At 51.3% G+C, this 15,034-nt stretch carries 12 protein-coding genes; 8 read left to right on the top strand and 4 right to left on the bottom strand.

What is annotated here, in order from left to right; translation table 11 throughout:
• Positions 1–108: 108 nt before the first annotated feature.
• Together ACIPDS_RS06945 and ACIPDS_RS06940 are read left to right on the top strand one after the other, a co-directional pair.
• Complete coding sequence (locus ACIPDS_RS06945; protein WP_400734104.1) at positions 109–1,479, top strand: glycoside-pentoside-hexuronide (GPH):cation symporter; 1,371 nt, start codon at positions 109–111, stop codon at positions 1,477–1,479.
• Positions 1,479–3,002: an alpha-N-arabinofuranosidase gene (locus ACIPDS_RS06940; RefSeq protein WP_400734101.1), complete on the top strand. Its 1,524-nt coding sequence runs from the start codon at positions 1,479–1,481 to the stop codon at positions 3,000–3,002. The genes ACIPDS_RS06945 and ACIPDS_RS06940 overlap by 1 nt, the downstream gene beginning before the upstream one ends.
• A 41-nt stretch (positions 3,003–3,043) precedes the next feature.
• Here the strand turns inward: ACIPDS_RS06940 and ACIPDS_RS06935 are convergent, their stop codons facing one another.
• Positions 3,044–4,273, bottom strand: a complete 1,230-nt coding sequence (locus ACIPDS_RS06935; protein WP_400734098.1) for an amino acid permease — start codon at positions 4,271–4,273, stop codon at positions 3,044–3,046.
• Positions 4,274–4,390: 117 nt separating this feature from the next.
• On the bottom strand, positions 4,391–4,846 hold the full coding sequence (locus tag ACIPDS_RS06930) for a multidrug/biocide efflux PACE transporter (protein ID WP_400734095.1): 456 nt from the start codon (positions 4,844–4,846) through the stop codon (positions 4,391–4,393).
• A gap of 94 nt (positions 4,847–4,940) precedes the next feature.
• On the opposite strand from ACIPDS_RS06930, the gene ACIPDS_RS06925 reads away from it, so the two are divergent.
• From ACIPDS_RS06925 to ACIPDS_RS06915, 3 genes are all read left to right on the top strand, one after another.
• Complete coding sequence (locus tag ACIPDS_RS06925) at positions 4,941–5,822, top strand: LysR family transcriptional regulator (RefSeq protein ID WP_400734093.1); 882 nt, start codon at positions 4,941–4,943, stop codon at positions 5,820–5,822.
• A 99-nt stretch (positions 5,823–5,921) separates the two neighbouring features.
• Positions 5,922–7,106 carry an acetyl-CoA C-acetyltransferase gene (locus ACIPDS_RS06920; RefSeq protein ID WP_400734091.1) on the top strand — a complete coding sequence of 395 codons (1,185 nt, stop codon included), beginning with the start codon at positions 5,922–5,924 and terminating at the stop codon, positions 7,104–7,106.
• Positions 7,107–7,577: 471 nt separating this feature from the next.
• On the top strand, positions 7,578–8,294 hold the full coding sequence (locus tag ACIPDS_RS06915) for an oligogalacturonate-specific porin KdgM family protein (protein WP_166515686.1): 717 nt from the start codon (positions 7,578–7,580) through the stop codon (positions 8,292–8,294).
• Between the two features lie 353 nt (positions 8,295–8,647).
• Here the strand turns inward: ACIPDS_RS06915 and ACIPDS_RS06910 are convergent, their stop codons facing one another.
• Positions 8,648–9,823 (bottom strand): oligogalacturonate lyase family protein, encoded by a 1,176-nt coding sequence (locus ACIPDS_RS06910; RefSeq protein ID WP_166515687.1) that lies wholly within the window; start codon positions 9,821–9,823, stop codon positions 8,648–8,650.
• Positions 9,824–10,291: 468 nt separating this feature from the next.
• Here ACIPDS_RS06910 and kduI point away from each other — a divergent pair, with 468 nt between their 5' ends.
• The 3 genes from kduI (at position 10,292) to ACIPDS_RS06895 (ending at position 13,747) form a co-directional block, all read left to right on the top strand.
• On the top strand, positions 10,292–11,128 hold the full coding sequence (gene kduI, locus ACIPDS_RS06905) for a 5-dehydro-4-deoxy-D-glucuronate isomerase (RefSeq protein WP_061283103.1): 837 nt from the start codon (positions 10,292–10,294) through the stop codon (positions 11,126–11,128).
• Positions 11,129–11,190: 62 nt separating this feature from the next.
• Complete coding sequence (gene kduD, locus ACIPDS_RS06900; RefSeq protein ID WP_062773218.1) at positions 11,191–11,952, top strand: 2-dehydro-3-deoxy-D-gluconate 5-dehydrogenase KduD; 762 nt, start codon at positions 11,191–11,193, stop codon at positions 11,950–11,952.
• Between the two features lie 376 nt (positions 11,953–12,328).
• Positions 12,329–13,747 carry a sugar porter family MFS transporter gene (locus tag ACIPDS_RS06895; RefSeq protein WP_400734086.1) on the top strand — a complete coding sequence of 473 codons (1,419 nt, stop codon included), beginning with the start codon at positions 12,329–12,331 and terminating at the stop codon, positions 13,745–13,747.
• A gap of 155 nt (positions 13,748–13,902) precedes the next feature.
• Here the strand turns inward: ACIPDS_RS06895 and ACIPDS_RS06890 are convergent, their stop codons facing one another.
• The gene (locus ACIPDS_RS06890) at positions 13,903–15,030 is read right to left on the bottom strand and encodes an oligogalacturonate lyase family protein (protein WP_400734083.1); all 1,128 of its coding nucleotides are present in this window, start codon (positions 15,028–15,030) and stop codon (positions 13,903–13,905) included.
• Between the last annotated feature and the right edge of the window lie 4 nt (positions 15,031–15,034).

Raw genomic sequence — 15,034 nt, 5'->3', positions numbered from 1 at the left:
ATCCATGTGTGTAGCATGAAAAATAGACTCATCCTAATTACACTCCACTTTTAATCCGTATTGCCATGGTATTCGTTAATTTATAATTTCCCATAAGGATATATAAACATGATCCCCAACAAGGCGGTTGAGAAACTGAGTGTATTTGAAAAAATAGGATTTAGCTCTGGTGATGCAGCATGCAATTTACTATTCAATCCTATCACTATGTTCCTCGCGTTTTTTTATACTGATATTTATGGTATTGATGCTGGCATTGTTGCCACAATTTTTTTATTAGTCCGTTTTGTGGATGCCTTTTTTGATCCATTTTACGGCGCAATGATTGATAAAACCAAAAGTCGCTGGGGCCGCTATCGCCCATGGATGTTATGGTGTGCGGTGCCATTTACGATAAGCTGTATGATGATGTTCTATACGCCCGATCTTGGGCCAACGGCTAAAATCGTTTATGCTTTCGCAACTTACCTGCTATTGTCACTACTCTATTCCGCGGTCAATATTCCTTTTTGTTCATTGGGTTGTGTCATTACCGGGAATGCGCGAGAGCGCGTCTCCTGCCAACAGTATCGTTGCATTGCAGGGGCCGTTGCCGGGCTTTTCTGCACCTTTACGCTGCTGCCTCTGGTGCAATACTTTGGTGGCGGAAACCGTCAGACTGGCTTCTTTTGGGTCGTTACGCTGTATTCCATCATTGCCCTCGTGCTATTTGTTTTTTGCTTTAAAACCACCACGGAACGTGTGGAGCCACAAAATGATAATGATGATGGAATATTTAAAAATATTAAAAAGGCGTTAAAAAACGATCAGCTTATCATTTGCGCATTAGGAATGTTCCTTGATTGTTTCCCCTCATTTGTCCGTGGTGCCGTTGCTATCTACTTTGCCAAATACATCATGCATCTCAACGATTGGATGAGCACATTATTCATGAGCTTGGGTATTCTTGCCGGTATTATTGGTTGCATGATTACTCCACTGTTTACTCGCTATTTTTGTAAGGTTGCTGTTTATAAATATGTGAAGCTATGTCTGGTGATTTTGTCATTGGCATTCTATCTGATTGATCCTGAAAACCTGGTCTTAATATTCTCATTCTACTTTATCCTTTCAGTTGTTCACCTTACCAGCGCCCCTATTTTATGGAGTTTTGTGGGAGATGCTGATGATTATGGGGAATGGCGACTGAAGCAGCGTATGGCAGGGTTATGTGCTTCCACTAACCTGTTCACTCTCAAAGTTTCACTGGCGGTGAGCGGGGCGATTGTCGGTGCGATACTTTCTCTCTACGGATACGTTCCCGATGCTGTGCAGCAAAGTGACCGCGCCATTTCCGGTATCTATTTACTGATGGCTGGCATCCCAGCAGCCGGTTATGCCGCCAGTTGGCTGCTGTTCCAGTTCTTTTACAAACTCGACAGACAGATGATGGGGCGCATTGAGCACGAACTGTTTTCAGCAAAAGAAGGGGCGAAATAATGAAGAGTGCGAGCATTCTGTTTGATAAACACTTTGTTATTGGCGATGTCGATCCTCGTCTGATGGGATCGTTTGTGGAGCATCTGGGACGCTGTCTTTATAACGGAGTCTATGAGCCCACGCACCCACAGGCCGATGCCCAGGGATTTCGCAATGATGTTAAAGCGCTCATTCGTGAAGCCGGTATCAGTGGCATACGCTACCCCGGCGGTAACTTTGTCTCCGGTTACCAGTGGCTGGATGGGGTTGGGCCAAAAGCGCAGCGCCCGGTCAAAAAAGAGATGGCATGGAGCATGCTGGAAACCAACGAAGTGGGAACCAACGAGTTCGCGGCTTTTACCCAGGATATCGGCGTTGACCTGATTATGGCATGTAATCTTGGAACAGGTACCCCGATGTCGGCCGGGGAATTAGTCGATTACTGCAATACGCCATCGGGGACCTATTGGGCAGATCTGCGCCGCTCACATGGGGTTGAACAGCCTTATGGCATTCGTCTGTGGTGCCTGGGAAATGAAATGGATGGTAAATGGCAGATCAGCGCCATGACCGCCGAGGAGTACGCGCGTAAGGCGCGAGAAGCCGCCAAAATAATCAAATGGATGGATCCGTTGGCGCAAACTATTGTCTGCGGTTCCTGCACCAATGAAGAAGGACACTTGACCTTTGGGGAGTGGGATCGCATGGTGCTGGAGACATGCTATGACGATATCGACTATATCTCGCTGCATCGCTACCTCAACTACCGTCCCAATAAGCTGTTGGTCTACGCTGCGCATGAAGATGAACGTGACATCCCGTGGCTGTTCTCGGATCTGCGTTGTTATATTGATACGGTGATTGCTGCCTGTGATTTTGTAAAGGGGCGGCGCAAATCTCATAAAAATATCGCTATCAGCTTTGATGAATGGGGGGTGGTAACTGAGTCGGGGGCGGTGCCTGGCGGACAGTCGCAAGCCTATGGTTATGCCAGTTTTTCCCTGCTTGATGCGGTGGTCTACGGTGGGGTGCTATGTACGTTCCTGAATTATGCCGACCGGATAAAAGTGGCTTGTCAGTCGCTGATGGTGAATGAAGGCGGAATGATTTCTACCCAGCCCGGCGGAGCCGCTATCCGTCAGACAACCTTCTATCCATTCCGCGATGTTGCGCGGTATGCCAAAGGGGTATCACTTCGCCCCGTGCTGAGGAGTGAACCCAGCGAAACGGCGCACCATGGAGAGCATGTCGCACTGGAATCAGCTGCAACGTTTGATGCCCGGAGCGGACAACTTGCAGTGTTTATTATGAACAGTAATTTAACCGATGATGTGGCATTAACGCTGCAATTGAACAGCTTTACGGGATTAAAACCCATTTCGCATACGCTGCTATATGCCGATGATTACCGGCAGGTGAATAGTTTTGAACAGCCGGATAATGTGGTTCCACTCACTCTGCCACTTGCTGAACCTGTTGCGGGAACAGTGGAATTGGTGGTGAAAAGGCACTCGTGGAATGTCTTGATATTTGAAGCAATGTAGAAAAGTAGCCCGGCACCGTTTGCACGACCGGGCTACCTTATTTACCCGAAGAACATCACCGACACACACAGCAGACCGACAATCAGCGTAATCAGGCTGCCGATAGAGCGGTAAGGCTTGAGCGCAGGGATGAGATAGGTCGAAAGCGTCGGCATGATAAACAAAATCATGGCAATCAGCGGGCCGCTGATGGCATAAATCATCGAGATAGCGTTCGGGTTGATGCAGCAAACGATAAACGTCAGCGTTGACACCAGCATGATAGACAGGCCGCGGTTAAACGAGCGGCTCTTACGCACGCCTACCTGATTAAGCGACGACTTCACCATCTCGCTCGCGCCTTCAATCACGCCGAAATAGGTGCCGAGGAACGATTTTGACATCGCCACTACCGCCACAATAATGCCGGAGATCGACAGCCAGCTCGGAGAGTTTGGCACCATCGATAACGCGGAAAGAATCGTCACGCCCTCATTTTTCGCCGCGTTAATATAGGATGGTGGAATCGACATCAGGCAGCTGAACACAAAGAACAGTACGCTCAGACAGATAATGAGATACGCCACCTTCATGATTTTTTTGCATTTACCCATGGCCTGCTCGCCATACTTCTCCCGCCGGTCAATGGCGAAGGTGGAGATAATAGGCGTATGGCTAAAAGCGAAAACCATCACGGGAATTGATAACCATACCTGGTGCAACGTATGGCTATTCACTTCCATCTGGGTGGTCAGAAGCGAGGGTTGCCAGCTTCCAGTCAGGTAAATCGACAGGAACAGGAAGTAGGCGATAAGCGGAAAGACCAGCATTCCCATGACTTTTATCGTCGTCTGGCGACCGGTCAGGAAGATCAGATTCAGCAGCAGCACGACGCCTAAACTCAGCAGGGCGCGCAGCGGCAAATCGACCGGACGGAAGTGCGAAATCTGCTCCGCCAGCGAGTTGGTGATCGCCACGGCGTAGATCAGCACCACCACAAAGAATGCGATGAAGTAGAGTGCGGTAATCAGATTGCCAATCTTTTTGCCGTAATAGTGGCTGACAGCACCGGTGATACCGACGCTCGCAGGTGTGTTAGCAGATAAAATGAACTGGCATAACGCGCGGTGCGGCCAGTACGTCAGGGGCCAGGCGACGAGGGCAGTAATGAACAGCACCACGGCGCCCGCAGCACCCAACTGGATCGGCAGGAACAGGGTTCCTGCTCCGACGGCAGTGCCATATAAGGCAAAGCTCCAGAGCGTCTCTTCTTTAGACCAAATTTTAGACATTGTCTGAATTTATCAACCATAAAACCGAAAAAATGGCGGATAATTTACCATAATTAGCTTTTCGTGTGGCTGAGCATTTTCAGACCGATACCTATCGGTCTGAAATAACGCATGATTTTACGCGCAGCGACGTGCTAAACGACGCTTAATTACGCGCTCGCGCAGGGTGTCGTAGGCCCAGTTATAGAACATGGTGTAGGGCAGGAAGAACAAGAAGAAGCCAATTTCCAGAGTCAGCGCCTGCAACAGCGTCACACCCAGGACGAACGACACAATACTGACGCCGATAATGATAAAGCCACATTCAAATGCTAAAGCGTGTAAGGCACGAACTTTGGCGGTGCGCTTCACCCGGGTGACCGGCCACAAGCGGTCAAAGCCGGCGTTATAGATGATGTTCCATATCATGGCGGTGGTAGCCAGAATCACCGTCAGACCTCCCATTTCCATGACGGAGCGCTGCATCAACCAGGCGGCGGTTGGCGCGAGGATCGCCGTGGCGATGCCCTCAAAGCAAACGGCATGGAAGATACGCTCCGGGAGTTTTCGGCGATGTAATGAATCGTGCTGCATGTGATGACCTTTCCATTATTAAACGTTGTTGTGGGTATTTTATGGGTAAATGTGATAAGTAAAAGATAGAATCCATCGATAAAGTAGATACTTCATGCGTTATTCACCTGAAGCCCTGACGGCGTTTGTCGAAACCGTCGCCTGCGGATCGTTCTCGGCGGCGGCCCGCCGTTTGCGCAAAAGCCAGTCCACCATCAGCACCGCTATTGCCCATCTGGAAGCCGATATCGGCGTCACCCTTTTCGACCGTAGCGCTCGCCAACCGGTGCTGACCGCCGAAGGCCAGCGCGTATTGAGCTATGTGCAGGCGATTCTCGCCGCCAGCGAGCGGCTGGATGAACTGGCGGTGTCGTTAAGCGGTGAAACCGAAGCCCGGCTCGCCTTTGTTCTCTCCGATACGCTGCACCCGGACGTGCTGGAAGATCTGCTGGCGCAGTTTGACCGTCGGTTCCCGCATACCGAGTTTGAATGTCTGGTGGGGGAGGACGATGACGTTATTGATCTGTTGCAAAAAGGGCGTGCGCAGGTGGGGTTAATTGAAGCGCGAGAGGATTATCCTACCGATATCGGGCATATCCGCCTGCCGATGCAAACCCGAATGGCTATCTACGTTTCACCCAATCATCCGCTTGCCGAACAGCGCGATGTGGAGTGGGAGCTGTTACAGACCTGGCGTGAACTGCGCCTGAACACCTATCTGGAAAAACACAATACCCCCGCGCGAGGGCCGGTATGGTCGGCTCCTAACTATCTGATGCTACTTAGCATGGCGGCGCAGGGGTTGGGTTGGTGTGCGCTCCCTTGCGCGCTGGTGGAGGAGTTCTCCCGCTCAGCGCAGCTAACGATGCTGGATATTGCCGGCTGGCCTATGTCTGTTTCCATTGACCTGCTTTGGCACAAACAGGCTCCGCTCGGTGCCGCGGGAAGCTGGCTACGTCAGTACTTACAGCAGGTTCCAGCGAAACGGGCGGGATAGGAATTTCCTTTGTGATAGGACTCACTTTTTTTAAACAACTGCGAAAAAATTTGATAACAATAATCTACTATGTGCGGATTAATCTGCGCTGAGGTTGAGATGAAAGATGTCGTTATCGTAGGTGCTGTCCGTACGCCGATCGGTTGTTTTCAGGGGGCGCTGGCGCGTCATTCTGCCGTGGAGTTGGGCAGCCTTGTGATCAATGCCCTGGTCACTCGCAGCGGAATTCCCGCCGCCGTTATTGATGAAGTGATTATTGGCCAGGTTTTGACGGCGGGCACCGGACAAAACCCAGCACGACAGTCGGCGATTAAAGGCGGCCTGCCCAATACCGTCTCGGCTATCACCATTAACGACGTTTGCGGCTCTGGCCTAAAGGCGCTTCATCTGGCTACCCAGGCGATTCAGTGCGGCGAAGCTGACGTGGTGATTGCAGGCGGACAAGAGAATATGAGCCGCGCCCCGCATGTGTTGACCGACAGCCGTACCGGCGCGCAGCTTGGCAACAGCCAGTTGATTGATAGCCTGGTTCACGACGGTTTGTGGGATGCCTTCAACGATTACCATATGGGCGTGACGGCGGAAAACCTGGCGCGGGAGTATGGTATCAGCCGCGAGCAGCAAGATGCGTGGGCGCTGAGTTCACAGCAAAAAGCGCGAAAGGCCATCGACTCTGGCCGTTTTCGCGATGAAATTGTTCCGGTGACCAATACGCGGCCGGGGGCGGCACCGCAGATTGTGGATACCGACGAGCAACCGCAAACCGATCCCAGCGCTGAAGGGCTTGCGCAGCTGATTCCCTCTTTTGAAAGTGCAGGTTCGGTGACGGCAGGTAACGCTTCTTCTATTAACGATGGTGCCGCGGCGGTACTCATGATGAGTGAGAGCAAAGCGCTGGAGCTGGGGCTACCGATCCTTGCCCGGATCCGCGCGTTTGCCAGCGTCGGCGTCGATCCTGCGCTGATGGGGATTGCGCCGGTTTATGCCACGCGCCGTTGCCTGGAGCGAGCGGGCTGGCAGCTTAATGAGGTTGATCTGATTGAGGCCAACGAGGCATTTGCCGCGCAGGCTATTTCGGTTGGCAGAATGCTCGAATGGAATGAGCAGAAAGTGAATGTTAACGGCGGAGCGATTGCGCTCGGGCATCCCATTGGTGCATCCGGTTGCCGTATCCTGGTTTCACTGGTGCACGAGATGGTTAAACGCGATGTCCGCAAGGGGCTCGCGACGTTATGCATTGGTGGAGGACAGGGCGTGGCGCTCGCGGTGGAGCGAGATATTTAGTTATTTCCCTGTAAATACCATTTGATAAGAAAGACCTCATTCGAGGTCTTTTTTTATGTCCGCGCTATAAGGCTGAAGTTCAAAAAAACGATTTCGTCTAGCCCAATGCTTGTTGTACTTGTGTTTATTTGTATCCGTTAAAAATGACGCTCATCAGCTTATGCTAACCAACATTATTAATCGCCCACAAATTATTACTAATAATAAGAATCACGCTGGTTATTTGTTTTTGGTTAACTTGTTGTAAGTTAAGTAAATTATTGAAAATATAATTCAGTGAAAATAAATATATGTGATCCAAGCTATGGTTTTTTGAGTTTACGTCCATTTTTTGTTGAGCTTTATCACGTCCTTCGTGTGCCATTTTTTCTGAAACAAACAATTACGATCTTGATCACTAAAATGCATATTCTGAAAAAATAAAATCCAATTTCATAATAAAGAAACATGATTTCAATTGAGGGATAGCAAATGTTTAAGAAAGTACTGACCCTGGCAGTATTATCCGGCATGTCGTTTGCCGCATCAGCGGTAACCGTTGACCTCCGTCATGAATATATTGACAGTGGCTCTAACGCAGACCGTGTCGCCGTTTCACATCGTTTTGATAATGGCCTGGGCTTTGGCGTGGAAGCAAAATGGAAAACCGGCGGTGATACCGATAAGCAAGACCGTCCATTTAACGAAATTGTGGGGAATGGTCACGAAGAATCCATTAACTGGCGCTGGAAAGCGACGGATAACTTTGCTCTGAACCCGGGCTTCAATATTGAAAGTAAAGACAGCTTCTCTATCTACAAACCGTATCTGCATGCGCAATACAGCTTTGATAATGGTTTCTACGTTGCGGCTCGTTATCGTTACGAATATACCCGCGTGCCTGCCACTTCAAGCAACGGTGGCGGCGTTGACGATAAGGTCAATAAGGTCGATACCTGGGTGGGTTGGGTAATGGGTGACTGGCGTGCGGAGCTGAACTATGTTTATGCGCGCAGTACCGTAGCCGACGATCAGCATAAGAGCTTGTACCGTAATAATAATAAAGCTTATAGCAATGAATATAACGCCAAGCTGGCCTACAAATGGGATAAGAACTGGTCTCCTTATTTCGAAGTGGGTAACGTGGGCGTGAAATCTACTGACGAACGCCAGACTCGTCTGCGTGTGGGCGTGGCTTACTCCTTCTGATAAATACCGACTCTCATCCGTTTTCCCCCGGAGCATTTGGCCGGGGGTTTTTGTTTTTGGAAGGTGCGTGAGATCCCCTCACCCTAACCCTCTCCCCAAAGGGGCGAGGGGACTGTCCGTGCGGGAGTTGAGAACGGTGCTCAATATTTAAAAGGCACAGGTAACGGTGAGAAGACTATCCGTGCAGGAGTTGAGAACGCAGCTCAATATTTAAAAGCCGCACGTAACGGTTCCCTCTCCCTTTTTAAGGGAGAGGGCTAGGGTGAGGGTTCCTGCACCACTCCAAAACAGACAAAAAAAAGCCCTCCGAAAGGAGGGCAAGGCCAGTTACAGAAACACAAACTCAGAAGATATTACGCTTTCATTAATACGCGTTCAGCAGGCAGTTTGGCGATATACAACGCCGGTTTGCCCTCTTTGTCAGAGCTAAACAGCACCGCGCTGTCATCCGGTGTAAAGGACGGGTGCGGGTGGGTAACCTGACGGCTGTTTTGTACCGTTGCCCATGAAGTATCGTGGCGGGCAATGCGGAAGTAAGCCTGTTTTGCGACGTCGAACGCGTACAGGTAAGGATCATTATCAATGGTGTAGCCGCTGGTATCTTTCACATCAACCGGCGTACCTGAACCGTCACCGACCAGCAGCGTGCCGTCGAAGTTGCTCATCAGATGCGAGCAAGCAGGCATCTGCATCAGCGCTTCGTTGACGTTAGTGTCCGGGTTGAAGCGGTAAATTGTACGGCCCTGTTTGCCTTTCAGATACGAAACGTAGATCAGCGCCGAGCCGTTCGGTACCCAGAATTCGTGGGTGCAGCTTTCGCCTTCGGCATGTTCTTTGACTTTACGCACGTTGCTGCCGTCTTCATTCACCATCCACATACGCGCATCGACCAGGTCGTGCGGGCCTTCATGGCAGAAGGCAACGGTATTGTCGTCAAACGGACGATAAATCGGGTGGCCGAGCCAGTTTTTCTCTTCGTGAATCACCGCGCTTTCACCGGTTTTCAGGTCAACGCGCAGCAAACGGCAGTGTGGGCCTTTATGGAAGAAGTCGTGGAACAGCTGCCAGTCATTGAGCGGCGTCCAGTCGCTTTTCGCAATTTCAATGCCGACCAGCTTGGTGCAATCGCTGTTAGAGACCCAGGTGCCGTAGCCAACCCAGTCGTCCGGCACGCGGTAAACTTCACGCTCGGCCAGCGTTTGCAGGTTCACTTCCAGCAGCGTACGGTCGTTCTTAACATAATAAAGGGACTTGTCATCCGGGGACAGGAAGCCGCCAAAGGTGTTGTCGCCAGCGCCCTCTGTCAGTTGGATAGCTTCGGCATTCGCCACATCCAGCAAGTAGTAGTTCCAATGGCCATCAAACTCGCCGGCGAATAAAAGATGGCTGCCATCGTTAAAGAAACACTTCTGATAGAAGTAGTTACGATGACACGTAACCTCTGGTGGGGTTAAGCGGGTGACTTCCGCGCCGGTGTCCGGGTCGCGGCTGACCTCGTAGTTCAATTTTACCCGCATGCCTTTAGCCATGTTGCTCTCCTTTATTCCAGCGGTCGCGTGGCCTGTCATCCTCGCTGGCCGATGTGGATGTTATTTTAAAAGTCTGGTGTTAATTTATCAAAACAACGTTTCATTGTTTGTGATGGCCGACTCACTTTATACGAAAAGTGAACGTTTCCGCGACTTTTTTGATGTGCTTTGTGAAGCACTGTCAAGCCCATCTTCGTTTTTGCGACATCAATTACCCATTTAAGGTTATTTTTCAAAGAAACATGTAACTAAATGAATAATAGTACTTTTTAGCTTTAACTTATCGTGCGTAATAACGTATTCGTGATCCCTTTTGCATTTTTGATATTAATTCACAGAAAAAATGAAACGATGTTTTATTTGGAATTGAAAACGCGTTTCATCGGCGATAAGATACGAGCATTAAGAGAGCGGAATGGAATTTCGTTCTGCTAGAGAGCATATAGACACATTTTCCCGGAGGTTAGGGTGGAAGTAAGACAGAGCATTCACAGCGCACATGCCAAAACGCTGGATACACAGGGCCTTCGTGACGAGTTTTTAGTTGAACAGGTTTTCGTCGCTGATGAATACACCATGGTGTACAGCCATATCGACCGCATTATTGTCGGCGGCATTATGCCGGTGGCGAAAACCGTCTCGGTAGGCGGCGAAGTCGGTAAACAGCTTGGCGTGAGCTTCTTCCTGGAGCGCCGCGAGCTGGGCGTTATCAATATTGGTGGCGCGGGTACGATCACCGTTGACGGCAAGTGTTATGAAATTGGCCATCGTGATGCGCTTTACGTCGGTAAAGGGGCGAAAGAGGTGGTGTTTGCCAGCGTAGATGCGGCGAAACCGGCGAAGTTTTACTATAACTGCGCGCCAGCTCATACCACCTATCCAACCAAAAAAGTGACGCCAGCCGACGTCGCGCCGGTTACGTTGGGCGATAACCTCACCAGTAACCGCCGTACCATCAACAAATACTTTGTTCCCGATGTGCTGGAAACCTGCCAGCTCAGCATGGGCCTGACCGAACTGGCGCCAGGCAACCTCTGGAACACCATGCCGTGTCATACCCATGAGCGCCGCATGGAAGTCTACTTCTATTTCAATATGGATGAGGACAGCTGCGTGTTCCATATGATGGGGCAGCCGCAGGAAACCCGTCACGTGGTGATGCACAACGAACAGGCGGTGATTTCACCGAGCTGGTCAATCCATTCAGGTGTCGGTACCAAAGCGTATACCTTCATCTGGGGAATGGTGGGCGAGAACCAGGTCTTTGACGACATGGATCACGTAGCAGTGAAGGATCTGCGCTAGGCGCGGACAGCATTAGATAACAATGCCTGTCCGGTACAGGCGCTAACTACAAGGAATATATAATGATTTTGGATTCATTCTCTCTGCAAGGTAAAGTCGCTGTCGTTACGGGTTGTGACACCGGTCTGGGCCAGGGTATGGCGCTGGGTCTGGCTGAAGCGGGCTGTGATATCGTTGGTATCAACATCGTTGAGCCTACAGAAACCATCGAACGCGTGACTGCACTTGGCCGTCGTTTCCTGAGCCTGACCGCTGACCTGCGTCAGATTGATGGTATTCCTGCCCTGCTGGAGCGCGCGGTAGCAGAATACGGTCATATCGATATTCTGGTAAACAACGCCGGTCTGATTCGTCGTGAAGATGCGATTAACTTCAGCGAAAAAGACTGGGACGACGTCATGAACCTGAACATCAAGAGCGTGTTCTTCATGGCGCAGGCTGCGGCTAAGCACTTTATTGCACAGGGTAAAGGCGGCAAAATTATTAATATCGCCTCCATGCTCTCCTTCCAGGGCGGCATCCGCGTACCATCATACACGGCATCAAAAAGCGGCGTGATGGGCGTGACCCGCCTGATGGCAAACGAATGGGCGCAGCACGGCATCAATGTTAACGCCATTGCACCTGGCTACATGGCTACTAACAATACCCAGCAGCTTCGTGCTGACGAAGAGCGTAGTGCCGCAATCCTTGAGCGTATCCCGGCGGGTCGTTGGGGTCTGCCAAGCGATCTGATGGGGCCGATTGTGTTCCTGGCTTCACCGGCATCTGACTACATCAACGGTTATACCGTTGCGGTTGATGGCGGCTGGTTGGCGCGCTAAGTTTGCGTCGCCGATAAGAAAAAGACCTGCTTCGGCAGGTTTTTTTGTGCCTGTATTTCCCCGGCGGCGCCGCGCTTGGCCGGGCACATTTGTAGCCCGGCCAAGCGCAGCGACGCCGGGATCGTATGCAAATTATCCATATCAATATATTCAAATAGTCCATGTGATCCCGCCCATCGAAAAATAGTAACGTATGTGTAATAACGTATCTTGACGGTATGTAACGGTTATAGCTTCCATCTGAAAGTCAAACGTCCATCACAAAACCATACTGTGCAGCAGTAAAATCCATATCTTTAACGCGTCCAGCCTGACACCTTTTCCCTGCAATCACTTACTTTCATGCCATGTGTTACTTTGCCAGGCAGGAATAAAAATGACTTCAATCAGTAACGATCCTTCGTTGATGCCTCGTACCCAGCGTGATACGCGGCGCATGAACCAGTTTGTGTCGATTGCCGCTGCGGTGGCGGGTTTGCTTTTTGGCCTTGATATTGGCGTGATTGCCGGGGCGTTGCCCTTTATCACCGATCACTTCGTGTTATCCAGCCGCATGCAGGAGTGGGTGGTCAGCAGCATGATGTTGGGGGCGGCCATTGGCGCGTTGTTCAACGGTTGGCTCTCATTCCGCCTGGGCCGTAAATACAGCCTGATGGTGGGGGCGATACTGTTTGTGGCAGGTTCCGTTGGCTCGGCGTTTGCCGTCAATGTTGAAATGCTGCTTGTTGCCAGGGTTATTCTTGGCGTGGCGGTGGGTATTGCCTCTTACACCGCGCCGCTGTATCTCTCCGAAATGGCGAGCGAAAACGTGCGCGGCAAGATGATCAGCATGTATCAGCTGATGGTGACGCTGGGGATCGTGATGGCGTTCCTGTCTGACACCGCCTTTAGCTACAGCGGCAACTGGCGGGCAATGCTCGGTGTGCTGGCGCTTCCGGCTGTGTTGTTGATTATTCTGGTTATCTTCCTGCCCAACAGCCCGCGCTGGCTGGCGGAAAAAGGTCGCCATATCGAGGCTGAGGAAGTATTGCGGATGCTGCGCGACACCTCCGAAAAGGCGCGCGATGAACTTAATGAAATCCGCGAAAGCCTGAAGCTCAAACAAGGCGGTTGGGCGCTGTTTAAGGTGAACCGTAATGTGCGTCGGGCGGTATTCCTCGGCATGTTGCTACAGGCGATGCAGCAGTTTACCGGCATGAATATCATCATGTATTACGCGCCGCGCATCTTTAAAATGGCGGGTTTCACCACCACAGAACAGCAGATGATTGCCACGCTGGTGGTGGGGCTGACCTTTATGTTTGCCACCTTTATTGCGGTATTTACGGTTGATAAGGCCGGACGTAAACCGGCGCTGAAAATTGGTTTTAGCGTGATGGCGGTAGGCACGTTGGTGTTGGGTTACTGCCTGATGCAGTTTGATAACGGCACCGCGACAAGCGGCCTGTCATGGCTGTCCGTGGGAATGACGATGATGTGCATCGCAGGCTATGCGATGAGTGCAGCACCCGTGGTGTGGATCCTGTGTTCTGAAATCCAGCCGCTGAAATGCCGCGACTTTGGCATCACCTGTTCAACCACCACCAACTGGGTGTCGAACATGATTATTGGCGCGACCTTCCTGACGCTGCTGGATTCCATTGGCGCAGCGGGAACCTTCTGGCTGTATACCGCGCTGAACGTGGCCTTTATTGGCGTGACCTTCTGGCTGATTCCAGAAACCAAAGGGGTGACGCTTGAGCATATTGAACGCAAGTTGATGAAAGGCGAGAAGTTACGGGACATTGGCGTCTGATGCTGTGCCCGGTGGCGCTCCGCTTACCGGGCCTACAAGGTCGCGCTGAATGTAGGCCGGGTAAGGCGTAGCCGCCAGCCGGCATTTTTACCAGGCCTGGCTAGGCAGTGAAAACGTAGCCCGGCCAAGCGCAGCGCCGCCGGGAATGCTCAATTCTAAACCTTCGCCAGATACAGCGCCGGCATCCCTTCCGCATCCGAGGTATACAGCACCCACTCACCATCCGGCGAGAACGATGGGTGAGGGTGAGTCACCTGACGATCGCCATCCAGCACCTTCCAGCTGCTGTTGTGCTGGCAAATCGCTTTCTTCTCGCCGGTTTTCAAATCAAATACCCAGATAAACGGATCGTTAAGGCTGATGTCGCCGGTGTTATGCGGCGAACCGTCCCCGACCACCAAAGATCCATCGTGATTGCTCATCAGGTGAGAGCAGGGGGGAATTTCCATCAACTGACGGTTTTCCAGCGTCACCGGGTCGGCGGCGAAAAGATAGCGATGCGGACTGTTTTCCTGATGCGCGACATAATAAAGCGCAGAACCGTCCGGTACCCAGAATTCATGGGTAAAGCTTTCTCCCGGCTGGTGGTGACGCACGCAACGTTGATGGCTGCCATCGACGTTAATCAGCCACATGCGATCGTCAATCGCGTCACGCGGGCCTTCATGGCAAAACGCCACGGTGTGGTTATCAAAGGGGCGGTAGATAGGATGCCCAAGCCAGCGTTTTTCCTGCAAAATGGTCTGCTGCTCGCCGGTTTTCAAATCGATATTGATAAGGCGGCATTCCGGCTCGGTAAAATAGAACGCGCGGAATTTTGACCAGTCGGTTAACGGCTGCCAGTCGCTTTTTTTAATCTCAATGCCCACCAGCTTTGTACAATCTGAATTAGCGACCCACGTCCCGTAGGCGACCCACTCGTCGTCGACTTCATACACCACGTACTCCTCGAGCGTGGCCAGATCCACGCGTCTTAGTTGGCGCGTATCTTTCACGTACCACAGCGCCCGATCATCATCGGATAAAAAGCCGCCGAAGGTATTATCCCCCGGGCCGTCGGTCAACTGGGTGGCTTGTTGCGCGGCGATATCCAGCAAATAGTAGTTCCAGTGCCCCTCAAATGCGCCACCAAAAATCAGCTTACCGCCATCGCGGGTAAAGCATTTTTGATAGAAGTAGTTGCGGTGGCAAATTATGTGCGGTGGCGTCATCCGTATCACCTCGTGACCGGTTTCGCTGTCTTTCTGCGTGCGGAAATTCAGCGGGATGATTTTGCCTTTCATGTGC

The organism is Kluyvera sp. NPDC087067, assembly GCF_044745165.1.
GTDB lineage: Bacteria > Pseudomonadota > Gammaproteobacteria > Enterobacterales > Enterobacteriaceae > Kluyvera.
Note: the sequence above shows the minus strand (reverse complement) of the source record. Positions and strands in the feature narration are given on the sequence as shown.

Excerpts from the sequence above, each read along its gene's own strand:
- ACIPDS_RS06915 (WP_166515686.1), top strand. The coding sequence starts at position 7,578 with ATGTTTAAGAAAGTACTGACCCTGGCAGTATTATCCGGCATGTCGTTT.
- ACIPDS_RS06895 (WP_400734086.1), top strand. The coding sequence starts at position 12,329 with ATGACTTCAATCAGTAACGATCCTTCGTTGATGCCTCGTACCCAGCGT.
- ACIPDS_RS06935 (WP_400734098.1), bottom strand. The coding sequence starts at position 4,273 with ATGTCTAAAATTTGGTCTAAAGAAGAGACGCTCTGGAGCTTTGCCTTA.
- ACIPDS_RS06945 (WP_400734104.1), top strand. The coding sequence starts at position 109 with ATGATCCCCAACAAGGCGGTTGAGAAACTGAGTGTATTTGAAAAAATA.
- ACIPDS_RS06940 (WP_400734101.1), top strand. The coding sequence starts at position 1,479 with ATGAAGAGTGCGAGCATTCTGTTTGATAAACACTTTGTTATTGGCGAT.
- ACIPDS_RS06910 (WP_166515687.1), bottom strand. The coding sequence starts at position 9,823 with ATGGCTAAAGGCATGCGGGTAAAATTGAACTACGAGGTCAGCCGCGAC.
- ACIPDS_RS06920 (WP_400734091.1), top strand. The coding sequence starts at position 5,922 with ATGAAAGATGTCGTTATCGTAGGTGCTGTCCGTACGCCGATCGGTTGT.
- kduD (WP_062773218.1), top strand. The coding sequence starts at position 11,191 with ATGATTTTGGATTCATTCTCTCTGCAAGGTAAAGTCGCTGTCGTTACG.
- ACIPDS_RS06890 (WP_400734083.1), bottom strand. The coding sequence starts at position 15,030 with ATGAAAGGCAAAATCATCCCGCTGAATTTCCGCACGCAGAAAGACAGC.
- ACIPDS_RS06925 (WP_400734093.1), top strand. The coding sequence starts at position 4,941 with ATGCGTTATTCACCTGAAGCCCTGACGGCGTTTGTCGAAACCGTCGCC.
- ACIPDS_RS06930 (WP_400734095.1), bottom strand. The coding sequence starts at position 4,846 with ATGCAGCACGATTCATTACATCGCCGAAAACTCCCGGAGCGTATCTTC.